This is a genomic window from Bariatricus sp. SGI.019 (genome assembly GCF_050315235.1).
In the GTDB taxonomy this organism is placed as follows: domain Bacteria; phylum Bacillota; class Clostridia; order Lachnospirales; family Lachnospiraceae; genus JAFBIX01.
Genome location: NZ_JBNPOQ010000014.1, coordinates 39,488 through 65,590 on the forward strand (window position 1 = coordinate 39,488; position 26,103 = coordinate 65,590).

At 41.7% G+C, this 26,103-nt stretch carries 25 protein-coding genes; 8 read left to right on the top strand and 17 right to left on the bottom strand.

Features of this window, described 5'->3' with window-relative positions; all coding sequences use genetic code 11:
- Positions 1-30: 30 nt before the first annotated feature.
- The 4 genes from ACQRD1_RS10225 to ACQRD1_RS10240 all read right to left on the bottom strand — a co-directional run bounded on the left by ACQRD1_RS10225 (position 31) and on the right by ACQRD1_RS10240 (position 4,471).
- Entirely contained in the window at positions 31-1,020 is a 990-nt protein-coding gene (locus ACQRD1_RS10225) for a hypothetical protein (protein WP_427787465.1), read from the bottom strand.
- Between the two features lie 154 nt (positions 1,021-1,174).
- Positions 1,175-2,479: a M18 family aminopeptidase gene (locus tag ACQRD1_RS10230; RefSeq protein WP_427787467.1), complete on the bottom strand. Its 1,305-nt coding sequence runs from the start codon at positions 2,477-2,479 to the stop codon at positions 1,175-1,177.
- Positions 2,445-3,593 carry a flagellin lysine-N-methylase gene (gene fliB, locus ACQRD1_RS10235; protein ID WP_235232716.1) on the bottom strand — a complete coding sequence of 383 codons (1,149 nt, stop codon included), beginning with the start codon at positions 3,591-3,593 and terminating at the stop codon, positions 2,445-2,447. Before fliB ends, ACQRD1_RS10230 begins: the two co-directional genes overlap by 35 nt.
- A 14-nt stretch (positions 3,594-3,607) precedes the next feature.
- A complete protein-coding gene (locus tag ACQRD1_RS10240; RefSeq protein WP_235232717.1) occupies positions 3,608-4,471 on the bottom strand; it encodes a DegV family protein in 864 nt (287 codons plus the stop codon).
- Between the two features lie 149 nt (positions 4,472-4,620).
- Here ACQRD1_RS10240 and ACQRD1_RS10245 point away from each other — a divergent pair, with 149 nt between their 5' ends.
- On the top strand, positions 4,621-5,178 hold the full coding sequence (locus ACQRD1_RS10245; protein ID WP_235232718.1) for a TetR/AcrR family transcriptional regulator: 558 nt from the start codon (positions 4,621-4,623) through the stop codon (positions 5,176-5,178).
- Here the strand turns inward: ACQRD1_RS10245 and ACQRD1_RS10250 are convergent.
- Complete coding sequence (locus tag ACQRD1_RS10250; RefSeq protein ID WP_347376626.1) at positions 5,129-5,941, bottom strand: MerR family transcriptional regulator; 813 nt, start codon at positions 5,939-5,941, stop codon at positions 5,129-5,131. The genes ACQRD1_RS10245 and ACQRD1_RS10250 overlap by 50 nt on opposite strands.
- An 82-nt stretch (positions 5,942-6,023) precedes the next feature.
- Between ACQRD1_RS10250 and ACQRD1_RS10255 the strand changes: the two genes are divergently transcribed.
- Positions 6,024-7,349 (top strand): MATE family efflux transporter, encoded by a 1,326-nt coding sequence (locus ACQRD1_RS10255; RefSeq protein ID WP_427787470.1) that lies wholly within the window; start codon positions 6,024-6,026, stop codon positions 7,347-7,349.
- A 37-nt stretch (positions 7,350-7,386) separates the two neighbouring features.
- On the opposite strand, the gene ACQRD1_RS10260 is transcribed toward ACQRD1_RS10255, so the two are convergent.
- The 3 genes from ACQRD1_RS10260 to ACQRD1_RS10270 all read right to left on the bottom strand — a co-directional run bounded on the left by ACQRD1_RS10260 (position 7,387) and on the right by ACQRD1_RS10270 (position 11,481).
- On the bottom strand, positions 7,387-10,125 hold the full coding sequence (locus tag ACQRD1_RS10260) for an NYN domain-containing protein (RefSeq protein ID WP_427787472.1): 2,739 nt from the start codon (positions 10,123-10,125) through the stop codon (positions 7,387-7,389).
- 84 nt (positions 10,126-10,209) lie between these two features.
- Positions 10,210-10,761 carry a prolyl-tRNA synthetase associated domain-containing protein gene (locus ACQRD1_RS10265; RefSeq protein WP_347376623.1) on the bottom strand — a complete coding sequence of 184 codons (552 nt, stop codon included), beginning with the start codon at positions 10,759-10,761 and terminating at the stop codon, positions 10,210-10,212.
- 18 nt (positions 10,762-10,779) lie between these two features.
- The gene (locus ACQRD1_RS10270; RefSeq protein ID WP_427787474.1) at positions 10,780-11,481 is read right to left on the bottom strand and encodes a helix-turn-helix domain-containing protein; all 702 of its coding nucleotides are present in this window, start codon (positions 11,479-11,481) and stop codon (positions 10,780-10,782) included.
- 210 nt (positions 11,482-11,691) lie between these two features.
- On the opposite strand from ACQRD1_RS10270, the gene brnQ reads away from it, so the two are divergent.
- Entirely contained in the window at positions 11,692-12,852 is a 1,161-nt protein-coding gene (brnQ, locus tag ACQRD1_RS10275) for a branched-chain amino acid transport system II carrier protein (protein WP_347376621.1), read from the top strand.
- Here brnQ and ACQRD1_RS10280 read toward each other — a convergent pair.
- The 3 genes from ACQRD1_RS10280 to ACQRD1_RS10290 form a co-directional block, all read right to left on the bottom strand.
- A complete protein-coding gene (locus ACQRD1_RS10280; protein WP_347376620.1) occupies positions 12,839-13,525 on the bottom strand; it encodes a DUF554 domain-containing protein in 687 nt (228 codons plus the stop codon). The two genes, brnQ and ACQRD1_RS10280, sit on opposite strands and share 14 nt — an antisense overlap.
- Before the next feature lie 19 nt (positions 13,526-13,544).
- Entirely contained in the window at positions 13,545-14,903 is a 1,359-nt protein-coding gene (locus ACQRD1_RS10285; protein ID WP_427787476.1) for an MATE family efflux transporter, read from the bottom strand.
- A gap of 87 nt (positions 14,904-14,990) precedes the next feature.
- Entirely contained in the window at positions 14,991-16,307 is a 1,317-nt protein-coding gene (locus tag ACQRD1_RS10290) for an FAD-dependent oxidoreductase (protein WP_427787478.1), read from the bottom strand.
- A gap of 163 nt (positions 16,308-16,470) precedes the next feature.
- Between ACQRD1_RS10290 and ACQRD1_RS10295 the strand changes: the two genes are divergently transcribed.
- Positions 16,471-17,622: an FprA family A-type flavoprotein gene (locus tag ACQRD1_RS10295; RefSeq protein ID WP_427787480.1), complete on the top strand. Its 1,152-nt coding sequence runs from the start codon at positions 16,471-16,473 to the stop codon at positions 17,620-17,622.
- Between the two features lie 34 nt (positions 17,623-17,656).
- On the opposite strand, the gene pfkB is transcribed toward ACQRD1_RS10295, so the two are convergent.
- The 4 genes from pfkB to ACQRD1_RS10315 all read right to left on the bottom strand — a co-directional run bounded on the left by pfkB (position 17,657) and on the right by ACQRD1_RS10315 (position 20,565).
- Entirely contained in the window at positions 17,657-18,565 is a 909-nt protein-coding gene (gene pfkB / locus ACQRD1_RS10300; protein ID WP_235232729.1) for a 1-phosphofructokinase, read from the bottom strand.
- Positions 18,566-18,597: 32 nt separating this feature from the next.
- A complete protein-coding gene (locus tag ACQRD1_RS10305) occupies positions 18,598-19,527 on the bottom strand; it encodes a DnaJ C-terminal domain-containing protein (RefSeq protein ID WP_235232730.1) in 930 nt (309 codons plus the stop codon).
- A gap of 128 nt (positions 19,528-19,655) precedes the next feature.
- Positions 19,656-19,874, bottom strand: a complete 219-nt coding sequence (locus ACQRD1_RS10310; RefSeq protein WP_235232777.1) for an aspartate dehydrogenase — start codon at positions 19,872-19,874, stop codon at positions 19,656-19,658.
- A gap of 25 nt (positions 19,875-19,899) precedes the next feature.
- Positions 19,900-20,565, bottom strand: coding sequence for a CatA-like O-acetyltransferase (locus ACQRD1_RS10315; protein WP_427787482.1), 666 nt, complete (start codon positions 20,563-20,565; stop codon positions 19,900-19,902).
- 181 nt (positions 20,566-20,746) lie between these two features.
- Here ACQRD1_RS10315 and ACQRD1_RS10320 point away from each other — a divergent pair, with 181 nt between their 5' ends.
- From ACQRD1_RS10320 to ACQRD1_RS10330, 3 genes are all read left to right on the top strand, one after another.
- Positions 20,747-21,616: a LysR family transcriptional regulator gene (locus tag ACQRD1_RS10320; protein ID WP_235232732.1), complete on the top strand. Its 870-nt coding sequence runs from the start codon at positions 20,747-20,749 to the stop codon at positions 21,614-21,616.
- 388 nt (positions 21,617-22,004) lie between these two features.
- Complete coding sequence (locus ACQRD1_RS10325; protein WP_427787484.1) at positions 22,005-22,865, top strand: phosphoribosylaminoimidazolesuccinocarboxamide synthase; 861 nt, start codon at positions 22,005-22,007, stop codon at positions 22,863-22,865.
- 132 nt (positions 22,866-22,997) lie between these two features.
- Positions 22,998-23,516 (top strand): ECF transporter S component, encoded by a 519-nt coding sequence (locus tag ACQRD1_RS10330; protein ID WP_427787486.1) that lies wholly within the window; start codon positions 22,998-23,000, stop codon positions 23,514-23,516.
- A gap of 71 nt (positions 23,517-23,587) precedes the next feature.
- On the opposite strand, the gene ACQRD1_RS10335 is transcribed toward ACQRD1_RS10330, so the two are convergent.
- Both ACQRD1_RS10335 and ACQRD1_RS10340 read right to left on the bottom strand, forming a co-directional pair.
- Positions 23,588-24,391: an SDR family NAD(P)-dependent oxidoreductase gene (locus tag ACQRD1_RS10335; protein ID WP_235232735.1), complete on the bottom strand. Its 804-nt coding sequence runs from the start codon at positions 24,389-24,391 to the stop codon at positions 23,588-23,590.
- A gap of 185 nt (positions 24,392-24,576) precedes the next feature.
- Complete coding sequence (locus tag ACQRD1_RS10340) at positions 24,577-25,467, bottom strand: AraC family transcriptional regulator (protein ID WP_235232736.1); 891 nt, start codon at positions 25,465-25,467, stop codon at positions 24,577-24,579.
- Positions 25,468-25,572: 105 nt separating this feature from the next.
- Between ACQRD1_RS10340 and ACQRD1_RS10345 the strand changes: the two genes are divergently transcribed.
- Complete coding sequence (locus tag ACQRD1_RS10345; RefSeq protein WP_427787489.1) at positions 25,573-26,100, top strand: YczE/YyaS/YitT family protein; 528 nt, start codon at positions 25,573-25,575, stop codon at positions 26,098-26,100.
- Positions 26,101-26,103 lie beyond the last annotated feature (3 nt).

A 26,103-nucleotide genomic window follows, 5' to 3' on the forward strand; every position in this document is an offset into this window, starting at 1 on the left:
CCTCCAATCTTCTCCTGTATTCTTGTGTCTTTATGGTGTATAGGTCAGCATTCCTGTATCTGCGATTAATCCTTCATCGTCATAACCATAGAACCAGTTTGCCGCATCGAATATTTTCAATCCAAGTTGCATTTCTTTCACATCTTCCACTGCGCTTTCATCCGGAACCGTCTCATCATACCAGATGACCAGAGCATCGACGGAATAGGTCCCTGCCGGTATCTCAAAGGAATTCATATCTCCGCCTTCTTCCGGGACAAATCCGTCGACAGACACGTCATAACTTTGTAATATAATGTCCATATCTGTTGTATTCTCTACATATAGATATAATCCATAATCCATGCTTGAAAATGCAGATAATTCCTTTGCTACAATACGGACACCATTCTGATTATATAATTCTGTTCCTTCTGCGATTGCATCCGTGTCCATATTGTCATATGCAGATGTCTGGATGTTCGCTACATCTGATGTATACAATACGGAACTATCATCATAATAATCTTTACTGGAATCTCTGACTGTAAACTCTACATCAACGCTTCCTACCGTATCAATCCCTGCTTTTTTCAAAAATTCATCACTAGATGGGTTTAACGGTAATGTTTCGTTTGCCTTCTTGCCTGCCGGCACATCACACAGATTCACTCCGAAATAAGCATCTGGCATATAGCATCCATTTACAAATAACTTCGATACCGCGATGCTGATTCCATACTCTGTGTCGTTCTCTATCAACAATTTGATCGCCGGTTCTTTGCTATATTCATCATTTTCAATAGATGTAGCCGTAACCTTAAGTCCTTCCCAGTCGACAAGAACCGTTTCATCAATGGTCAGATCCTTCTCTTTTGACTTTTTTTCAGAAGATTCCTTTTTTTCTTCTGTTTTCTTTTCTTCTTTTTGCTCAGCAGAACCTCCAGAATTCCCACACCCTGCCGCACTAAATGCCATTCCCAGCACCAGAACCAGCACAAGTGACAGTTTCCCTAGTTTCCTCATACACTTTCTCTTCATACACTTTCCTCCTGATTTGTCTTTAGATGTATTGATACAATCATTTTATCATCTCTATATCTCTTGCTTCAACGCGGTGAAACTTAACATTTTTACTGAGCAAAATAAAAAGGAAAAGACAGACCAGGTAATCTATCTCTTCCTTAAATAAATCTTATCTAATCATGTATTCTCCCGAACCGGTTTCCACAACTGATGACTGATAGAATTCCTTAGCAACCCTGATCAGATAATCCGTATCTTTCGCTCCGCCGGTCTCATAAGGAGAATGCATTGCGAGCTGTGCTAATCCAATATCTATCGTATTGACAGCTACCTGGGTTCCCGATATGTTTCCGAGTGTAGAGCCTCCAAGGATATCCGATCGGTTCACATAGGTCTGATATGGAACTTTCGCCCTCTCACAGAGCTGTGTGAAGATTGCTGCTGCCATTCCATCGGTCGTATACTTCTGATTGGCGCTGAACTTTATCACAACTCCACCATTCGGATAAGGCCGGTTCGTCGGGCAGGCCTTATCCGGCTGATTCGGGTGCACGCCATGAGCATTGTCAGCAGACAACATAAAACTGGACGCCAGAGCCTGTCGGTATTGACTGGATGTCCTCCCAAGGCTTTCATTAATCCTAAGAAGTGTATCGAATAAAAATGTCGATCCGGCTCCCTGCTTCGTGCTACTTCCAACCTCTTCATTATCAAACACGCAATGAACTGGAATACTTTCGCCATCTGCTGCCTGCAGAAATGCCTGCAAAGATGCAAATGCACACTGCAGATCATCCAGACGTCCAATCGAAATATATTCTTCGGATGCTCCCCAGACACTTCCTTTCATACGGTTATATAAGAACAGATCATTTCCAACAATGTCTTCTTCCTCCACACCTGCCGCCTCTGCGACCCGCGCCATGAAGGTCCCTTTGGCTGATTCACAACCATACAGCGGAAGCATGTCCTTCTGGGCATTGTACTTATAGCCTTCATTGGCTTCTCGATTCATGTGGATCGCAAGATTCGGAATCATGCATAAGTCACGGTCCACATTGACCAGCTTCGTAACAAGACGATTCCCCTCCCTGATAACCAGCCGCCCTGCAACTGACAGCGGACGATCCAGCCAGGGAGCGCAGAGCATCCCCCCATATTTTTCCACATTTAACTTCACATAATGGTTCTCCACTTCCATCTCTGGATACTCCTTAATACGAAAACTTGGGGAGTCGCTGTGGCTTGCCATAATCTGAAAACCAAGAAAATCTCTCTTAGGAATCCGAAATGCAATGATTGCGGAACTATTACGAATCACATAATAGTTGCCGCCTTCTTCCAGTTTCCAGGCACTTCCTTCCAAAAGCTGAATATAACCCTGCCCCTCTAATTCTTGCTTCATATTTTCAATCGCATGAAATGGGCTGGGACTCTTCTCAATGAAAGTAAATAATTTCTGTACTGTATCCATAGGTTCTATTTCCTTTCTCCATCAATTCCAGATTCTGATCCGAATGTTCTATTTCTCTCGAATATCGATAGACAACATTCACTACATCCTCGAAATCCAATTGCTTCTCATTTTTAATCCAACGAGACAACAGAATTTCCCGAATTAAAAACACACTGGTGACTGACATCTGTACCTTATTATAAGCCTGTCCATCATAGACAGCACCACAAAAATATGTAAAGATAAAATATACCAGTAACTGTTCCCTCTGTATCTTCCACTGTGGCATATTTTCCTCCATCCAGTTTCGGAATTCCTGATGTAATGCTTCATATCTAAGGGAACCTGCCGTATACAGAGCATGCTCCGTTTCCTTTAACTGTATCAGCCATTCTTCCCGAAGCAATTCCAGGGAATACAGATGCTCGAACATGTTCTTTGCCCATGTGTATCTCTGTTCTCTATGATTGCTGCCCTCTTCCATCTTCATGCGGACGAATTCCCGTGCCGATTCTGTCTGATATTTTACAAATACTTCATCACAGGAAAATATATCGCCCTTTTTGATTCGCACCTGCATATCATGGGCAATCCCGAGTACAAGACCAGCCCTTAATTCCAGACTGATCTCACGGTTCTGGAGAATCTTCACCATAATCTCCCGGCCTTCTACCAGCTTTGAATAGAGAAACGGATCATAATCATCGTACTCTTCTTCTCCATCTTTTTCAAAATTTAAAAAGGTCACCGGTTCTTCCTTTGACAAGAGAATCCTTGCCACTTCTGGGCAAGACACCGATAAAGTAATCTCCCGGACGCCTTCAAATTCTTCTACATGGCGGGGATATAGGCGGCAAGTTTTACATAGACTGTCCTTTCCCAGATTGCAATACATATCACACAGATTATCTTTATTCAGAAATGCACATCTTTTCTCTTCTGACTGTCGAAATGTCTCCTTTCTCCAGTCTATGGACCGAAACAGCTTTCTTCGGTAATTCCCCTTTACTTTCTTATAGCGGTGCAAAGATCTCTTATCAACTACGATCTGCCATCCTGCACAACAGGTGTCTTCACATTGATCTGCTGTACAGGTAAACATATGATAATAATCTGGAATTGTATACAACATATCATTTTGTCCCTTTACTTAACAATACTAAATCCGATCCCTATAGCCCCCGGTCCGGTATGCGTTGCAATACACATAGACAAAGGATTATAATAAACTTCTGCCCATGGGAAAGCCTTTCCCACTTCGCTGCACCATTCCTCTGCTTCTGCGGCCGTCAATCCCGCTCCTGCTGTGCCAATCCTTATTCGACTTCTGTCCATCTCTGAAAATCTTTCTTCTATATCTTTCTTTAGAGCTTCGATCATCTTATCCTTTCCTTTACGCATCCCACGAACTTTTGCAAATGCATCCAGACGTTCTCCCTGTATAGTAAGGACTGGTTTGATATTGAGCACTGCTCCTATAGCTGCACCTGCCGGAGTGACTCTGCCGCCTTTTTTCAGATATTCCAATGTATCCACTGTAATATAAATACTAGAATCATAAGCTCTTGCTTCCAGATCTTCTTTGACTGCCTTCGCAGATGTTCCTGCAGCAACAAGCCTCACGGCTTCCATAACAGCTTCTCTCTGCGTAACAGAGATTCTGTGATTATCTACGACCTGAACTTTACCATCATAATCATCGGACAAGAGAATCGCAGTTTCACAGGAATTACTCAGTCCGCTGGACATCGGAATATATACCAGTTCTTCATATCCCCCGGCCAACACCTTGTCCCACAGATCCATCACATCCCCCGGAGAAGGCTGGGATGTTGTGACATCGATTCCGCTCGTGAGGCTTCCATAGAACATCTCCTGAGTAAGATCCTGCCCCTCATATCTCGTTACTCCATCAACAATGACTGGCATAGGGAGAATGAATATCCCTTCCTTTTTTGCTTCTTCCTGTGTAATTCCACTGTTACTGTCTGTTACGACTGCCGTTTTCATCCACTTATATCCTCCTGTTTCAAATATTCTTTTACAACTTGAAATAAATTCCCATTCTATTTATAATTAGATGTGACAAATTGTAACATCTCAGAATTTTTAATTCAAGATAATTACTAATAACTGTTACAAATCAGGGGGTTTTGTTCATGAATAAAGAACGGAAAAATCAATCTAATATCCTTGCAAAGGAATGCATTGTTACCGCACTGATCCAATTATTAAAGGAAAAACCTTTATCCGCTATATCGGTCTGCGAACTGACAGAAAAGGCCGGCGTCTCCCGAATGACTTATTACCGTAATTATCAGTCCAAAGAAGATATATTTGCTTCCTATCTGGAAGATGCTTTGATGAATTACAAGCAGGAAGCAAAATCTCTGTCACTGGACAAACATTTCTATTCTTCAGAAAATCTTCTGCACTGTTTTTCTTACTTTGAAGCACATCAGGAATTTATTGACAGTCTCTTCAAAAGCGGTCTAAGCCATATGCTCCTGAATGCAATCAGTCAGTATGTCCTGGAGACCTGGTATCACCCAGGAGACAGCATCGAACTCTATTACTGTCTTCAGGCTTTTGCCGGTGCATTGTATAACCTTTATATTACCTGGTCCTCGAATGGTTTTAAAGAATCACCAGAAGAATTGGCAGAGATCATGTATCGAATCGTGCCTTCTCCTCAACCCGAATCTGTAACTCTGTAATGTGTTCTTCTTCTCTTCCAGATACATGGATATCCACCCAGAGGATCTCATACACATCACCGACCATCCGATACCCATGTTCTTTCGCATAAGCAAGCAACCTGGGGAGACACTGATAATTCTGGTTGCAATTGCCCCGGTAACTGATGGTAAGGTATTCTCCGCCCGGTATGACCATATCGCCCTCCGTATCTATGATAAACACACCTTCATATTCCCGGCATCTTTGGTTCCTTGCACTTTCTGCCAAGATTACAGAACCGATATGATTGCTTCCTATGATATAGGATTTATCGGGATTCTTATTCAGAAGCTGCTTGATCAGCACATCCATCTCTTCATCCCGCTCATATCCTTTCTCGATATAATAACAGCTTCGATCTGGCAATTGCTGTAACTGCACGACTCCAAGCACTTTTTCTTCACATTCTGAAAGAGTTTCAATACGTTCTTCTACATTCTTCTGTAGTTGCCTCAACTTCTCCTGCTTCTCTTCGATCATATGAAGCTCTTCCATCAACAGTTCTTTCGTAGAACTAACCGTATGATGCTTCAGGTAATCCCCAATCTGTTCCATGGAAAAACCAAGTTCTCTCAATTCACGAATAACATTCAACCGCCAGATATCATCCAGATGGTAGAGACGATACTGATTCTCTCCACGCTTTGGCTTTAGTATTCCCAGTTTTTCATAATATCTCAGAGAATCTGCCCCGATATGGTATAGCTGTGATATCTCTCCGATTTTAAAATATTTCTTCATATAAATCCTTTTTTCTTTCATTTTCACTTGACCTTAGTATTATACCAAGGTTTAGTATAGAATACAACAAGGAGGTTTTACTATGAAGTTAGAAGGAAAATCATTACTTCATGATTTCTTTCGTTTTATCATTCCATCGCTAGTTGCCCAATGGGTATATGCACTTTACACGATGATAGATGGCATGTTCGTTGCCAGAGGAGTATCTGAACTGGCTTTGTCCGGTGTCAATATTGCCATGCCATTCGTTACCTTCCTTTTCTCCGTGGCATTATTATTTTCCGTAGGTTCCTCTACCATCATTGCCATGCTGTTAGGAGAAAAAGAAGATGCAAGAGCAAGGGAAGTATTTACCCATAATATTCTAACCGCCATTATTGTGTCTCTGTTGATTACATGGATCGTCCTGTGGAAATCCGAAGAGATTGCGTTATTCCTGGGAGCAACGGAACTCACCATGGATTACGTCCAGACATACCTGAAAACGATTGCATGCTTCAGCGTCTTTTTTATCTGTTCTTATTCGCTGGAGGTATTGATTAAGACCGATGGTTATCCTATGAAAGCAACGATTATCGTCACTACCGGAACGATTCTCAACTGTATTCTGGATTATCTGTTTGTCATCGCTTTTCACAAAGGAGTCTGGGGCGCAGCATTTGCGACAGGTCTCTCACAACTGTGTGTTGTATTACTGTATCTGACTCACTTTTGCAGTACCAAGACCCATATGAAACTGGTGAGGTTCACGCCATCTCTGTCTCTTATGTGGCGTACCATAAAGATCGGTCTGTCTTCTGGAATCACAGAATTCTCAGCAGGAATTGTCATCTTCCTGTTCAACCAGTCGATTCTCGCATATCTAGGCGAAGAATCCATTGTAAGCTATACCATTGTCACCTACGTCAGTACCATTGTGGTCATGTCGATGGCAGGTATCGCTCAGGGAATTCAACCTCTGGTCAGCTATCATTATGGCAGGAAGATGCCACAGAATTATCATCGTCTTTTAAAATATGCTCTTTGCTTTGGGACGGTGTTTTCCATTGCAGCTTTTCTGATATCCCGGGCGATTGCAAGTCCACTTGTAAACTTGTTCATCTCACCGGAATTAGCACAACTTCGGGCCGATTCTGTAAGAATCTTTTATACATTTTCTTACTCCTTTCTGCTCTGTGGGTTTAACGTGATTATTGGCGGATTCTTTACTTCAATCGAATACCCCAAGTCTGCCATGGCCATCTCTCTGGGAAGAGGATTCATCTTTGTTGCCATAAGTCTCCGGATCCTGACAAGACTTCTTGGGGGAAATGGTATCTGGATGGCAGCAACACTTGCAGAAGGAATGTGTCTGGTACTTACACTGGTATTATTCATGTATTACCGGTCAACATGCACCCATTCTTAATGACCCTCCAATCAAAACAGGAATGTCGGATGCATAACTAATCTTCTCCTATTCTTTCTTTTCTTCCTAATCTTATATCTTCCATCTCTTCGGCCATCTTGGCATCCATATGGTCGAAGAGATAATTCTTATTACTTTCGCGACGGCTTTCATACTCCTCCCGGATCTGACGTCTGACAATCTCTACTTCTTCCCGGAATTCCCTGGATGAGATCAGTGTTCCTCCCTGTCCCAGAGTAACGACCTGTTCTACACCGTCTGACGTAACAACCGTTACGTGATATTTCTTTCCAATCTGATGAACGACCTTCTCAATATACTGATCCGCCGTCTCTGCTTCCTTGGTGTATACCACGTGGATATTGTGATACTTCTGGATCTCCAGCGCATAGCCATCCACCTTATAAGCATCAAAGACCAGTATGACTACACATTTCTTAAAGCCCTGATAATTGCACAGAACATCCATCAGCTTATTTCTCGCTGCTTCGATATTCTCCTTTGCCAGTTCCTTAAGATCATCCCATGCAAATATAACATTATAACCATCTACCAGAAGATACTCCTGAATCTCTTCTTTCTTCTTCGTATGTCTCTCTTTTTCAGCACTTACCGTTCTGGACGCAGGGCTTAACCTGCGCTCTACTTTTCCATAGGTTCGGATAAATATCTCTTCTAATTCTTTCTCTTCCTGACGACTTAAAAGCGCCTGGCGGCTTCTTCCCTTGTCTGAGCGATTCCCTGTATGGCTCACAGTCTTCGGCTGCAACAGCTTCTCTTCCTTTTCCAGCTGGCTTTCAATATGCATATATTCGGGAACCTGATTCCAAGGAACTACGAATCCTGCGCCATGAGAACAGAATACGGAACCGGTCGGGTTATCCAGATCTCTGTCCGGTTCGTATCCACTAATCTCAATCACCTCTTCTGCATTATGGCAAGGTTCATACCCTCTGAACGTACAGATCAGCTTTCCGCGGCCTCTGGAATAACTGTTGACTTCTCTCTGGTAATCCCGCATCGTTGCTACCGGCGCACTTCCAGTCAGAATCGCCATCTCACCATGCGTCTGAGGCGGCTGAAATTCGCCGGACATCTTCTGGATATCCGTCATAGCACGTCCCACCATCTCAGACGGAACTTCCAGACAAAACTCATAATACGGCTCCAGAAGAACGCTCTCTGCCTGCATCAGTCCCTGACGCACGGCACGATAGGTTGCCTGACGGAAATCTCCGCCCTCTGTATGCTTCTGATGGGCTCGTCCTGCTGCCAGAGTAATCTTCATATCCGTAATCACAGCACCTGTCAGCACTCCGCGATGCTCCTTCTCTGCCAGATGGGTCATGATCAGACGCTGCCAGTTCTTGTCCAGCATATCTTCACTACAATTCGTATCCAGAACCAGACCGCTGCCCTTTTTCCCCGGTTCCATGATCAGATGAACTTCCGCATAATGGCGAAGCGGCTCAAAGTGTCCCACACCTTCTACCTTATTCCGAATTGTTTCCTTATATACAATATTTCCCGTGTCAAAGGATACCAGCACATGGAAGCGCTCCTGAATCAGGCTCTGCAAGATCTCAATCTGCATTTCTCCCATAAGCCGGGCATAGATCTCTCCTAATTCTTCATTCCATACGATCCGAAGCATCGGATCTTCTTCCTCAAGCTGCCGAAGATTCCGTAACATGGTATGTACATCACAGCCTTCCGGCAGCAGAATCCGATAATTCAGCACCGGTTCCAGCATCGGAGCCTGAGATTCCTTCTCTATGCCAAGACCTTCTCCCGGATAGGTATGACTCAGACCAGTCACCGCGCAGATACGTCCGGCTTCTGCTTCTTGTATCAATTCATACTTTTCTCCTGAATAGATACGGATCTGATTCACTTTTTCTTCCCAGCGTTCTTCATCCTCTACATGATTTGACATATGATTGGACAACATGGATTTGACCTTCAAGATTCCGCTGGTAATCTTCAGGTACGTCAGACGATTCCCCTGCGAATCACGGGATATCTTAAACACTTTTGCTCCAAATTCCTTAGAATGCGCAGAATCCTTCGCTGCATAAGGCAACGTATATCGTTCCATTCCATCCAGGAACTCTTGAACTCCCTGCAATTTTAACGCTGAGCCAAAATAACATGGATAGACTTTTCTCTGCACGATCAATCGGGCAATCGTCTCTTCACAGAGTTCTCCGGTCTGCAGATATTCGTCCAGAGCCTCCTCTTCACAGGTTGCCAGATTGTCATATAGTATCTCTTTCTCATCATCAAAGGCAATGCAGCCTTCATCCAGACTATGTTTTAATTCATCCAGCAGCTGTTCCCGATCCGTTCCATCCTGATCCATCTTATTTACAAAAAGGAAGGTCGGAATCTGGTAACGCCGCAGAAGATTCCACACAGTACGGGTATGTCCCTGCACGCCGTCCATTCCACTAATCACAAGGATTGCATAATCCAATACCTGCAATGTTCGTTCCATCTCTGCCGAGAAATCCACATGCCCCGGAGTGTCCAAAAGCGTCACCTGTGTCTTTCCAAGTTCCAGGACTGCCTGTTTCGAGAAGATGGTGATTCCCCGATTCCGTTCCAGTTCATAAGTATCCAGATAGGCATTCTTATGATCCACACGCCCTAATTCTCTGATCTTTCCGCCGAGATACAAAAGGCCTTCTGAAAGAGTGGTCTTTCCCGCATCTACATGAGCAAGAATACCTACGCATATATGTTTTTTGGGTTTATTCTCAGATATCACATCCATAGAAAAAGCCCCTTTCTGCAATAAATAATCATCTGTAATAACCTGATTATTATATCACAGGAAGGGGCAGAAGTCGACTAATGATTAATGTATATTCCCATCTGTCAGCGCAACTTTTATATAATCATGATGTACCAATTCCAGATATTTTCCGAATACATCTGTTGTCTTCATTTTTATACTGGATGTGTTCACACAAGGATGGCATGCGAATTCTTCATCTTGCAGCACTTCTTCATCTACCAGCAGCTGTACACGGTTCTCCGGGTCGAAGATCAATCCCATAATGGTTGCCGAACCGGGTGTGACATTTAGATATTTTTCCATATCTTCTGCCGATGCGAAGGACAATCTGGATGTAGGAATCTGCTTCGATAATTCCTTTGTCTGCAGTGACTTCTTTCCCGGCATTACCAGCAGATAGAATGCGGTCTTCTGGCGGTTGCACAGGAACAGATTCTTGCAGATCTCGATCCCAAGTGCCTCATCTACTCCCATACATGCCTCAATCGTAGCAACTGGAGGATGATCTACGCGGACATAGGAAATTCCTGCAGCATCCAACACATCATAAACTTTGATTTCTTTTTCTTTGCGTCCATCTGTATTCAACGGGCGTCCTTCATACAATTCCATCTCTTTCCTCCTGAATCGTTATTCCATGAACTGATCAATCGTAAATAAATTATATTTTTTGGAAATCTTTATATCTTCTTTGGTTAATTTTAATCCTTCAATCAACTCATTGTCTTCCTTAAGTACAGAGGATGCAATCATTACCTTGATTGCCACCGGAAGCATCGTCTTATACGATAGACCTGTAAGCATTCCAAGCTTACGGTTTGTAAGGCTTAGGCTGTTAATGCAGCAGATTAGCACCTGTTCTGTAGGATTATTCTGATTCTGAAGTGTATAATTCTCTATAAATTCATATTTTCTGCTCATCCCTGCATACAAAGCTTTACAGTCTCCTGGATTCTGCACATCCTTCACATCATAAAACAACTGAATTCTCATCTGCCCCGAATCAGACAATATGTATCGCTCTATGATACTTCTCAAGATTCTCTTACTTCTTCCATCGTAAGAATACATATACTGCCGATCAAAAAATTCTCCTTCCAGCTCTTCAGCATGAAACTCATCTTCCTCTGCTGCCAGAAGCTGTGACGGAGCAACCTTCAACACTTGTGAAATTTCCTCCAAAGTGGCCATATCCAGCGATATCAGACCCTTTTCATATTTTGAGATTGTAGATTTGCTCTTATGAATCTGCTTTGCCAGCTCTTCCAGAGTCATCTTATATGCCAGACGATATTTCTTAATATTTTTCCCCACTCGTTTGTCAATACTCATAACCTCTCCGTTTCTTACAAATCACTTTTTTTATGAAATATATCCCAAATTTATTTGAAATCACTTTTTTACTAATGATTTACAGAAAAAGTCTCTCTTTAATACATAAACACGAAAAAAGTTTCCTGTCAAGACACTTTCATCAATTTGCCGGGCACTTTTATTCACGTTAAAATAATATCATATTAAAGGAAAGATACTGAGGAAATTATGATGAATCAAAGACAATATAAAGACACCTTCGTGATTGGATTTGCAATATTTGCCATGTTCTTTGGCGCTGGGAATCTTATTTTTCCACCTTATCTTGGACTGATCACAGGCCAAAAGTGGTTTTTAAGTTTTTTATGTTTTATGTTCATGGACATGGGATTAAGTATTCTAACACTGCTCGTTGTTGCCAAATTAGGGAAAGGAGCTTCTGGAATTACAGAACGACTGGGCAGGATCCCTTCTTGCCTGATTCTGACACTGAATGCACTCTGCCTGGGTCCATTGATTGCCATTCCACGTACTGCCGCGACTGCATATGAATTCTCGATAGCACCATTCTTTCCGTCCTTTGACGGGAAATATTTTTCTATTCTCTTTTTTGCAATCGTCGTTTTATTCTGCCTGAAACAGTCTAAAGTCATTGATATTATTGGAACTGTCTTTGCACCTTTGATTCTTTTGGCACTGCTGATACTTATTGTAAAAGGAATTCTGTCACCCCTTGGTTCTATAGATGCTTCTGCCTCTACGCAGAGCGCAGTAGCGGTCGGTGTTAATGCTGGTTATCAGACGATGGATGTGATGGCTGCCATGATATTCTCTGCCTCTATTTTACTTACACTGCAACAAAAACATTACACTGACACCAAACAACAATTTGATATGATTGCCCGGTCCGGAGTCATTGCTGCCGTTATTCTTTTCGTTGTATATGGAGGTCTGGCATATCTGGGAGCAACCGTATCCAGTATCTACCCTTCAGATACTGACCGGGTTGTACTATTAATCGCAATCACTAAGTCCCTCTTAGGAAAAAAAGGAATGATTCTTCTGGGAATACTGGTCTGTATTGCCTGTATGACACCTGCGATCGGTCTGTTATCATCTGCCGCTTCCTTTTTTGAGAAGCAGACAAAAGGCCACATCAGCTATCGTACATTTGTATTTTTATTTGCAGGCACAAGCTGTATCATCTCAAACTTTGGAATCAGCCGGATTCTGGAACTTGCTTCCCCGATCTTAAGTATTCTCTATCCGGTATTAATCTTACTGGTATTCCTTGGATTATTCCAAAAACGTATTACAAAGGATATGTTCTATCGATTTACCGTTTTCGGGGTATTTTGCATCAGTCTGCTAAGTCTTAGAATCCTATAATCTCTTTGCATACAAAAAAGAGAATCGGTACAAATAATGCCGGCAGCATGTCCAACGTCTTAAACTTTTTAATATTCAGGATACTGCAGCCGGTACACATAATTAAGAAACCACCGACTATACATAATTCTGCTACCATCTCATCAGAGAAAAAACTTGCCGACAGATATTTCGTGAGCAGAAAGATACTGCCTTGCCAACAGAACAGAACCCCTGCTGCAAGTGCCATCCCAATGCCATAGGTAGATGCCAGCACTGTACTTGTCACCATGTCTAATGATGCGTTGGTAAACAGATATGTATTATCTCCATAGAGAGCACTCATTACCGGACCTACAATCGACAATGAACCGATACAGTACAACAGGATACCCGTTGTGAGTCCTTGCGCAAGATTCCCTTTGGAATGACTGTCCACAAAGCGATTGAACCGTTCATCCAGGTTCAATTTGGCTCCGATCAGACTTCCTAATACAAGGCTTACGATAAAGAGTACCGGGTATTCACTTTTTGGCATATTGGATACTACTGCATTAATTCCAATTCCAAAAGCCGCAAGTCCACAGGCCTGAAACATTGCATTTTCATATTTTTCTCCAATTCCCTTTTTCAATACGCTTCCTGCAACACTCCCTACAAGAATTGTCCCTGTATTCACAATTGTCCCTAACATCTTATTTCTCGTTCCTTTCTTATCTTATTCTGTTATGTTCCTTTTTTCTCTCCAATGCAAAGCAAATGATAAAGAAGATGATTCCATATACTGTTGATATTGGCGCTGCAAGACCGACCATCATCAGAGATGTGTTCGGAAGGCTTGCCATAAATATAGAGATTGGAATACGGACACAAAATGCAGCTGTAATTCCTTGTATCATAACCGGTATGCTCTTACCGCATCCATTAAAATATCCGATACTGCTGAATAAAATACAGGTCAAAAGACAGTCTACCGAGAATCCTTTCAGATAATCCGCGCTCTGCAGGATGACCTGCATATCATTGGTGAATAACGCAGACATTACAGTCCCTCCGAAGAATTCGGCCAGGAAAATGAATATTCCCAATGTACAGCCAGTAACCATAGCCGTGCGCACTCCTTTTTTCGCTCTTGCTTTTTGTCCCGCTCCAATGTTCTGTGCCACAAAAGCCGAGACACTCTGCATCACAGAAGACGGCACCAACATAATGAAAGAAATCAGCTTTTGTGCCACACCATATCCAGCCGACTGCATTAAGCCCATATTATTAATGATAGAATTAATCACCAGAAAAGAGATCTGTACCATCGTCTCTTGTAAAGCGATTGGAACGCCGACATTCAGGATTCTTCTTAACTCTCTTGGATATACCCTGCACTGCTGACGGGAAAAAGAGATTGGCATGTCTTGTCTGCGAAGCACGATCAAAGATATGATTACTGATACCAGCTGTGCAGTCACTGTCGCAAGTGCAGCACCGACTACATCCATATGTAAAGCCCCAACGCACACCAAATCTCCGATAATATTTACGACACAGGCAACTCCAACAAAGAGAAACGGAAGATTCGCATTGCCGATTCCCCTTAGAACACCACTAATAACATTATACGCAATAATGATTACAATTCCAGCTGAATAGACACGAATATAGAGAACCGTCTTATCAAAAGATTCCGCAGGAACCTGAAGTAGCCCGGCAATATTTCCTGCAAATGCCTCCAGTAAAACCGTCAACACAATTCCTAATACAGTAAATAATATAATGGTTGTTCCAACAGCATCGCCGGCCGCTTTCGGTTTCTTCTCTCCAATATGCTGTCCGATAATTACCGTTGAGCCCATGGCAAGACTGGTGATAATAAATGTCACCATCTGCATAAATGCACTTCCGGTTCCTACTGCTGAGATACTCGTTGCATCTCCGAATCTGCCGACCACCAGCAGATCCACTGCTCCATATGCCGCCTGCAAGATCAATGCTCCAAGCACAGGCAGTGCAAAACGAATCAAAGACCCGAACACCGGGCCCTCTACAAATGATATTTCTTTCTTATCTTTACTTCTCATAATTCATTACTTCCCATTTTAATGTTTATCTGCTAATATCATGCTATTCAGCATATCACCATTGAGAAGTATTTGTAAAGCATTATATTAATTTTGTTTTCCCGTCACCTCCTTCAGACTTCCATTGGCCGGATTATCAAGAACCTTCCCATCTTCGTCGAAGCGGGAACCATGACATGTGCAATCCCAGCTATGTTCTACCGCATTCCATTTCAGTGCACAACCCAGATGTGAACAACGTTTTTCGGATATTCTTAACAGATTTCCGACCGCAATGCATCCATTAACCAGAAGCTGTGGCTTGAGCATGCTCCTGGACGGGTCAAAGACTGCTGCATACGGATTCTTTTTATTCAATATCTGATCTGTCAGTAGATTAGCTGCTACCATGGAAGAAGTCATTCCCCATTTATTAAATCCCGTGGCTACATAATATTCCGCACAGTTTTTGGAATACCGCCCAATATATGGCACCTCGTCTAATGTCATACAGTCCTGGGTTGCCCAGCAGAATTGTTCTTCCCGGTCATGATAAAACTGTCCGGCAAACTTTCGAAGTTCCTCCCAGTTGCCGCCCATTTTGCCAGTTCTATGATCTCCACCTCCAATCAACAGATAATTCTTATAATTACGAAACGACATTCCACACATTGCCTCATCCACATACATGCCGTCTATCTGAGGCCCATTTTCCAGCGCGATCACGTAAGAGCGATGCTGGTACATCTTCAGATAATACATTCCATGCTTATTGTCAATAGGAAAATGCGTCGTAAAGATTACTTTATGGAATGTAATCTTTCCATTTGCCGTTACAGCCTCATGTTCCTTTAATTCTGTCACAAAAGAATGTTCAAAAATGTTAAGATCTTTTGCAATTGCAGCAACAAATTTCAAAGGATGGAACTGTGCCTGACCTACAAGACCGACGGCTCCCACATGATAGAAAGGAAGCTTTGTCTTCTCCGAAATATCCGTATCCACTCCAAGCCTGCAAAGGGCATCTGCCTCTTTCTCCAGCTTCTTTCTGTCATTTATCGAATAAACATATGCCATCTTTCGTTCAAGATCACAGTTCATCCCATGACACAGTTTCACGAACTGCTGCACTGCCGACTGATTTGCATCCAAATACATCTTTGCCTTTTCGTATCCTGCACTCTTAAGCAAACGATGATAGATCAGACCATGCTGTGCCGTAATCTTGGCTGTCGTATCTTTCGTAATCCCCGAGCAGATGGTCTTCCCCTCGACCAGAACATACGGGACTCTGTTTTCCTGTAAAAAATAAGCGCAGAGAATTCCTGCCATACCACCACCAATGATCAGTACATCCGTCTGGATATCTCCTTCCATACTTTTAAAATGTGGCAATTCTACACTTGCTGACCAGATTGACTCCATTTCCCCTCACTCCTCTTGTATCATAATGAAAAGATATATTATATTCTGTGCATATGTGAGCAGATTATCCACATAATCTTTTCTTGAATGAAAAAAAATACACCCACTTATTATGACATATGCTATAATGTTCCATAACGATTAAGAAAAGGAGCGAATTACAATGGATATTACGAACGATATCAAATATATAGGCGTCAATGACCATGATATTGACCTTTTTGAAGGCCAGTACGTTGTCGAAAATGGAATGGCCTATAATTCTTATGTTATTGTCGATGAAAAGATAGCCGTATTCGACACAGTTGATGCCCGTTTTACCGAAGAATGGCTGAACAACTTAAGAGCAGTGATTGGAGAAAAGTCGCCTGACTATCTGATCATTCAGCACATGGAACCTGACCACTCTGCGAATATTGCAAAATTCATGGAAATATATAAAGATACTGTTATCGTTGCCACTGCCAAGTCATTTGCCATGATGAAGCAGTTCTTTGGCAATGATTTTAAAGACCATCAAATGGTCGTAAAGGAAGGGGATACTCTTTCTCTTGGAAAGCATGAATTAACATTTATCACTGCACCAATGGTTCACTGGCCAGAAGTTATGGTAACATATGACAGCTTTGACAAAGTATTATTCTCCGCCGATGCCTTTGGAAAATTCGGAGCACTGGATGTTGAAGAAGACTGGGCATGTGAAGCTCGCCGCTATTACATCGGAATCGTCGGAAAATACGGCACACAGGTTCAGGCCCTTCTGAAAAAAGCAGCAAAACTTGATATTCAGACCATCTGTGCTCTTCATGGACCTATCCTGACCGAGAATCTGGAATATTATCTGAACCTCTATAATATATGGTCCTCTTATTCTGTAGAGTCCGAAGGCGTTATGATTGCCTACACTTCTGTCTATGGAAATACAAAGAAAGCAGTTGAAGAATTAGCAGACATGCTGAAAGAAAAAGGATGCCCGAAGGTCGTTGTCTGTGACCTCGCTCGCGAAGACATGGCAGAAGCTGTAGAAGACGCTTTCCGCTATGGCAAACTGGTACTTGCTACTACGACCTATAACAACGACATCTTCCCATTCATGCGCGAATTCATCAATCACCTGACAGAACGGAACTACCAGAACCGTACCGTTGGGCTGATTGAGAACGGCTCCTGGGCGCCGACTGCCGCAAAGAAGATGGCACAGATGCTGGAAGGCAGTAAGAACCTTACATTCACCGACACAACCGTAAAAATCTTATCAGTACTCAATGACGACAGCCGTGCACAGTTAGAAGCACTGGCTGAAGAATTAAAATAGGGATACGGTAAATTAATTTGGGACGGGGGTTTTTTCATTTTCCCCCGTCCCCAAGTAACTTTTTTATTTCTTCTTTTGTCGCTAACATTTCTGAAAATGCGCTTGCGCTTCCTGCTGCAAGTCCCATACGAAATGCATATTCGTAACTTTTCTGTTCTATCCATCCTGCAAGGAAGCCTGCCACCATGGAATCTCCTGCTCCCACAGCATTGACCAGTGTACCTTTTGGTGCAGGAGCATCATATATCTTTCCATCTGCTGCAATCAGAACTGCTCCTTCTCCGGCCATAGATACCAACACGTTAGCAGCACCCATTGCCTGTAACTTTCTCGCATAAGGAATCACCGACTCCCTTGTCTTAAGTTCTGTCTGAAAGATTTCTCCCAATTCGTGATGATTAGGTTTCACCAGAAACGGATGAAACTCCAGCACATTCATCAACAGGTCTTTGGTTGCATCTACAACAATCATAACTTCGCGTCCATCCAGTCTTTTCATGATTCTTCTATAGATATCATCCGGCATGGACTTTGGAATACTTCCTGCAAGAACTAAGATGTCTCCTCTTCCGAGAATATCTAACTTTTTCATCAAACAATCCACAGCTTCTTCACTAATCTCTGGTCCCGCACCATTGATTTCTGTTCCGTCAATAGATTTTAACTTTACATTAATTCTTGATACTCCGTTCTCAAGCACAATAAAGTCTGATCGTATTCCCATCTCCCCCATACGGCGGATAATCTCCTGTCCGATAAATCCTGCGACAAATCCCAATGCTGTACTTTCAATTCCAAGATTCCCCAGTACCGTCGATACATTGATTCCCTTACCTCCCGGCAACATCAATTCTGAACTTGTGCGATTTGTAAGACCCAATTGAAAATCATCTACTGAGACTATATAATCCAGCGATGGATTAAATGTGACCGTATATATCATCTTAGTTTCTCCTTAATCTATGCTTTTTCTTCTTAAGCCACAGCTCTAAACTCCCGCAGCTTCTGCTTCGCCTCCGGATTCAGGTGTCTTGGAACCTGAATCTGTACTGTCACGTACTGATCGCCCTTCACCTGCGGATTCTTCATAGATACGATTCCTTTGCCACGAAGCCGGATCTTCGAGCCAGACTGTGTACCTTCCTGAATCTTACAGGACACATTGCCATATAGAGTCGGAACGATTACCTCGCCACCCAATACTGCCGTTGTAAATGGAATATTGAGCGTAGTATAGACATCCATACCCTTGCGCTCATATCCAGGCTTCTTTCCTACCGTTACTTCCAGCATCAGATCTCCTGCCTCACCACCATTCATGCCTGGCATACCCTGTCCGCGAAGCCGAATCTTCTTGCCCGTATCAATTCCGGCCGGTACGTGTACCTTCAACGACTGAACCACGCCGTCAGGGTTCTGGAGCTGAATGACCTTATCACAGCCAAATACCGCCTCGTCAAAGCTTACTTCTATGCCAGCTGATACATTCTTCCCTTTCTGGCGGAAATTACTCTGCCGAAAACCTCCATAACCGAATCCACCCTGACTGAATCCACTCTGACTAAATCCATCCCCGAAGATATTCTTAAGAATATCATCCATATCCCCGCCTTCGAAATGGAATTCCTGATAGCTGCCATTTCCATTCTTATAAAAATCAGATGTATTTCCACTGCCGTCAAAAGCTGCGTGGCCAAACTGATCATATAACTTCTTCTTTTCTTTATCACTTAAGACATTGTAGGCTTCCGTTACTTCTTTGAACCTGGCAGCCGCTTCAGGATTATCACCATTCATATCTGGATGGTACTTCTTTGCCAGTTTTCGATATGCTTTCTTAATCGTAGCTTCGTCTGCATTTCTTCCGACGCCAAGTACTTCATAATAATCTTTCTTTCCTGCCATTGTCCTCACCTTTCTTTCCTGGAAATTCATATACATATATAGAATATTTCATTGTTCTACTTGTAATATAACACTTGTTTCTTCGAATTTCAAGTAAGAAATGGAAGCTCCTTTCGATTTAAGCAGATTTAATACTCTTTCGGGATATCACCTAAACCATACATCTCTTTGAATTTTTTCAGATCCGACTCATCCCGAATCAGCATAATATCCTGAAATTTCCCCGTATGAATATCCTTGAATCCTGCCACCTGCTCTCCGGTACAGATACTGCAATGGATTACCGGCTTCTGATTCCTGGCATCATATTCTTTTCGTATGACTTCTTTTTTCTTGAATAAATGAATCATTGTATCTCACCATCCCAAACGCTTATTCCACGCACTCATCAAACAACTCCAAATTCTCCTGCAATTTTTTAAAAAACAAGCTGGTATGATAACCATCCGCCGATGCATGGGAGATGGTCACCGTCACAGGTAATGTATAACATCCACCCTGTTCCGTATATTTTCCAAATACAATGATAGGAAAAAGAGCAGGTGCATCCACTGTGCTGGTCGCATATCCGGTATAATCAAGCCACGGAACACAGCTGACACAGAAGAAGTTCGCAGGCTGTTCCGGTCTTCCCTTAATTCCATGCTGATTCCCATATCTCATGAGGACCTCTTCAAATCCTTGATAAAACTCTGAAAAATCCGACCTGTATTCCGTCCACAGATCACTAAAGGTCTCATCATCCTCATGAAATACTGTAAAATTCGGATGAGATACCTTCCAGACTCCTGCACCGCCTTCCGGCGGCACCATCATCCTCATAGAATCCATCATATTGACCGTCTTTGAAACCACATATAAAAAGCAGCCAAAAAATCTCTTTTTATGTAACCTTGCAAACTGAAGAATCTTCGTCACATCAATCTTCGCAGTCAAAGAATAGCCACATTTCAAAGAATTCCTATAGTAAGTGAAATGCTCTCTGCGTGGCCAATGTTCCATATCTATTTTTTCATATGCCGGTAATTCCTTCTTCATATCTTCACCATCACTTCTTCCATCTATTGTCTCTCCTGCACTCTATACATTTCTCTACATGTATTAGTATAGCTCAACCACTCTCCGGTCGCAATGCACGATTTTTCTACAAATGCATCTTGTTTTTCTTACAAATAACTTGTAGTATGATAGCAGAATATTCATCAAAGGAGACCGCATCATGGATTTGAAAAAGCTAACGGTATTTCTCACTGTTGCAGATTACGGCAATTTTACAAAAGCAGGTGAAGACCTTGGATATACCCAATCTGGAATCACTCAGATGATGAAATCCTTAGAACAGGAAGTGGGATTTCCACTCTTCATCAAAAGACATCACGGAGTTACTCTGACAAACGAAGGCAAAGCATTACTCCCTGCAATCCGTAATCTATTGTCTGCCAGTGAATCTTTGAAACAAGAGATTTCTTTTATGAAAGGTGCCAAAAAAGGAACCATAAAGATTGGTTCCTACATTAGTTGTGCCATCCATTGGCTTCCGGAGATTATTAATAACTTTCAGAAAGAATACCCTGAGATTCTTTTTGATATTATTGAAGGAGATGAGCGTGACTTAGCTGACTGGGTCGAGAATCACAAAGTAGATATCGGTTTCACAAGCTATCAGCCGAATCAGAATTATAAATTCATTCCTGTCTTTGATGACCCTATGTATGCTGTCATGCATAAGGAACATCCATTTGCGCAATACGATGAGATTCCCATTGAGTGGTACGAGAATACACCATTTGTAGTATCCGAATATACTTATGTCAATGAAGTTCACCGACTATTGAAAAAATATAAAGTAAAACCAGATATCAAATACACCATGAGCAATGATTTTTCCATTCTATCTATGGTTGAACATAATCTTGGAATCAGTATTTTACCCGGTATGATTCTTAGAGGGCGTACGGGAAACTTTGAAGCTCGTCCGCTAAAGCCACGTGCTTACCGGCGACTGGGCATGGCAATCTCATCATCAGATGAGCTGTCCCCTGCCTTGAAAATATTTATCAAATATGCACAAGATTATCTTCTGGATTAACCCACGCTGATACAAAAAATGACAACCGCCATTCCCCTGCGGTTGTCATTTTATCTACTTAACTTAAATTAATGTGCATGTCTTTCGCTGTTGAAAATGTTCACAAATCCATATGCAGCTACAATTGCAATTATTGTCCATCCAATCATGTCTACACCTCCCACAAAGCACTTAATGTTTCCTTCTGATTAAAGTATAGAACGTTTCCTGACATTTGTGAAATGAAGCTTTTTCATCCTGACATTACATTTTCTAATGTTTCTTACTATATCAAATATTTTCAAAAAAAATTGTATAAAATTCAAAAATAATCTTGATTTTTATCTGAAAATCTGTTTGTCTATTATATAGAGTATTAATATTACATAAATAGAGTGAGGTATGTAAAATGAAACCTATCAAAGAAGGAAAAGTACGTGAAATTTATGATAACGGTGATAGCTTAATCATGGTCGCTACTGACCGTATCAGTTGTTTTGATGTTATTTTGAACAATGAAGTAACCAAAAAAGGAACTGTTCTGACTCAGATGTCCAAGTTCTGGTTCAATCTTACAGAGGACATTCTTCCAAACCACATGATTTCTACAGATGTTAAAGATATGCCTGAGTTCTTCCAGCAGCCACAGTTTGATGGCAACAGCATGATGTGCAAGAAGCTTCATATGCTTCCAATCGAATGTATCGTTCGCGGATATATCACCGGAAGCGGATGGGCAAGCTATCAGGAAAATGGTACTGTATGTGGAATCAAACTCCCAGAAGGTTTAAAAGAATCTGACAAACTGCCGGAGCCAATCTATACACCTTCCACCAAAGCCGAAATCGGAGATCACGATGAAAATATTTCTTACGAGCAGAGTATTGAACATCTGGAGAAGTATTTCCCAGGAAAAGGGGAAGAATATGCAACTAAGCTCCGTGACTGTACCATCGCTCTTTACAAAAAATGTGCAGATTACGCGTTAAGTCGCGGTATCATTATCGCAGATACCAAGTTTGAGTTTGGTCTGAATGAAAATGGAGATATCGTAATCGGCGATGAGATGCTGACACCAGACAGCTCACGTTTCTGGCCTGCAGATACTTATGAGCCTGGACACGGACAGCCATCTTTTGACAAGCAGTTCGCACGTGACTGGCTGAAAGCGAACCCAGACAACAATTGGACTCTTCCAGATGATATCGTAGAAAAGACTATTGATAAATATCTTCAGGCATATGAGATGCTTACAGGGGAGAAGCTTTAATAAAAATAACCGGGGACATAGATTTTTATTCTAAACTGGCCTGCTGATTTTTCCATTAACTGGATATTTATTTCACGCCATTGCTATTGTAAAGTATGGTACATCATAGGAAAAGGAAGAGAGGTCTTATTTATGAATTCAAATCTAAAAAAGATCGTGACAACAGCATTGTTTGCTGCTCTTGCCTGTGTTGCCACGATGTCTATACGTATCCCTACCCCAGGAACCAGCGGCTATATTCATCCAGGTGATGCTATTGTAATACTGGCCGGAGTTTTTCTCGGTCCAGGCTGGGGATTTCTTGCAGGAGGCATTGGTTCTGCAATGGCTGATCTGCTTGGCGGATACTTTGTATATGTCCCAATTACTTTTGTCATCAAGGGATTGATTTCCCTGATTTCCGGTCTTATCTACCAGAAATTAGGTACAACATCTAAAAGTCGCTACACAGCTGTCATCCTTGGTGGTGTAGTGGACATCGTGCTGGTAGCCGGTGGATACTTTTTGTGTGAAGCTGTATTTTTATATGGATTCGCAGCTTCTGCCGCCAGCATCCCTGCAAACATCATTCAAGGTGTTGGCGGACTCATTATCTCTTGTGTTCTGTATCCAGTCCTGAATGCAATTCCTGAAGTTCGACAGGTAGCTTAAGAAAATGACAAAAAGAGACGGAGATTTTTGAAAAAACTCCGTCTCTTTTTTAATACCCATATCTCTTTTTCTTACCAGGTACGTGAATTCAATTCTTTAAACTGAGCAACAGTAGATACGTGAGAATTCATACCACCATCAACATTGATAATCTGTCCTGTTACATATTCGCTCTCATCAGAAGCAAAATATACACACATATGACCGATGTCTTCTGGGCATCCATAGCGGTTAACCATGATATTGCTTAAGAAGATATCCTTAAGGGCCTGTGGAACATGTGCTTCATTCTGTGGTGTAACAATAAGTCCCGGACGAACACAGTTGCAACGGATATTTTTCTTTCCTACCTGCAAAGCGGTATACTTTGTTAACATATCAACACCTGCTTTTGCACATGCATAAGCTGTAGAGCCAAGGTCTCCTGAGCAAGAAGCCATAGAACCGATATTGATAATAGAACCACCTTTTTCATTCTTTTCCATGTAAGGAAGTACACACTGTGTAGCATAGAATGTTCCGCGAAGATCGCTCTGGAAGATTGCATCCCACATCTCCAGTGTCAATTCATCAATACGTCCATCTTTCAATGCAACATTTGCAGCATTATTTACAAGGATATCAATCTTTCCATATTTTTCATATGTATCTTTGATCAATTCTTCTACACTTTCAATCTGTGTAATATCCATGAAATGATAAGAAGCTTCTCCGCCTGCTTCAACAATACTGTCAACAACAGCCTGTCCTTTTTCTTTTCTACGTCCGCAGATAACTACCTTTGCCCCTTCTGCTGCAAATAAATTTGCAATTCCAATACCAATTCCACTGGTTGAACCAGTTACAATAGCAACTTTGCCTTTTAATCTGTCCATTTCTAAAACCTCCTAGTCTGTAATGTCACTCTTTATAAAAAATATAAAAAGGCGTATAAATTCGTTAATGTTACTATAGCTCATTTAGAAAAATAAATCAACCTATACAAATTTACTAAAAGAAATTTTTTAATTACAACACATTATTGACATGTTTTTCACCAAATTCTACAATAAAAGAAGTATTATTCATATCTTCTATACTCCCTTGGCGTCACTCCGAACATCCCCTGAAACGCCCTGGCAAAGTAACTCATGTGTCCAAACCCGCAACGACTTGCGATACCTGTAATTGTATAATCTGTAGTCATCAGCATATCCGCCGCAATCTGCAGACGATACTTTTTCACATATTGAATCGGTGTGATTCCAAGCACATTTCGAAAGCAACGCAGACATTCACTCTCACTGACATTAGCACTTGACGCAAGCACTTTGGTCGTAATCTCAGACATATAATTATCATGGATATATTCCAACATCTTTTTGACCCGTTCATCTTCTCTTTCCTGTTTGGCAGAAACAGGCCGAATATCTTTCTTGTACTCCGATACAACATTACATATCATCTTCGATAACTGCTCTCGAATGACAAATTCATAACCAAATGGTTCATCCAGGCAAGCCTTCCAGAATTGATCCATATATTCTTGCATACATACACTCTTCTCAGACTCATTTGAAAATATTATGCTATGAAGTCTTGAGTTTTCTATGAGTGGACATACATACTTCTGCCAGAATACCCCTTCTACTCCATTGCACAAAAATTCCGGCAAAAACACCACTGAGTGCAAAATGCATTCCTTATCACCTGCATTAGAAGCTGCATGCATCACTCCGCTGTTAATAAATATTATATCTCCACGATTTAGAACGATCTGCTCATTTGGAAGCGATACAAGCAGACTTCCCTTTACCATATAAATAAATTCCAGTTCTCTGTGCCAGTGCCAGATTGCTTCAAAATTCGTAAAATCATTATCATATGCAGCGACAGGAACAAGGGTAGTTCCATGCATACCTAATTCCGCGCCATTTTCCGTAGTCAAAACTGTTCTGGGTTTATAGATCATCTCTTTCTCCTGACTGTTTTGTGCTATTAATAAGGTTATAATATGATATTATCATCTAATTTCAAATGATACAATGCTATTATAAATAGAAAGAAGGCGTAATATATGATTGAACTTCAAAATCAGATTTGGTGGCGCAGACTCATTGTCATGCTGCTTGGAATTTTTATTATGGGCATGGGCATCAGTCTGTTTAAACTCTCTGTCATGGGAAATGACCCACATAGTGCTATGGTCATGGCAATCGGCAAATGTATCGGACTTTCTTTTTCTGCCATGCTCATCATCATTAATTCTATATGGTTTATTCTGGAAATCTTCCTGAATCGGAAGTTGATCGGAATCGGAACCTTTTTCAACTGGTTCTGTGTTGGCATTTTTGCTGATATGTGGGCAAATATTCTGGACAACTTCTTTACCACTCCTGATAATATGATCTCCAGATTCATTCTCATGTTCACAGGAGTCATCATACTGTCCTTTTCCGCTGCCCTTTATCAGACGGCTAATCTCGGAATTGCTCCTTATGACTCCATCTCGCTTATTATGGATGCGCACTTGGTCTGGGACCTTTTATTAATTATTTCACTCATACAGCCGCAAGAAAACTCTGCGGATACGAAAAGGCAGTAACAG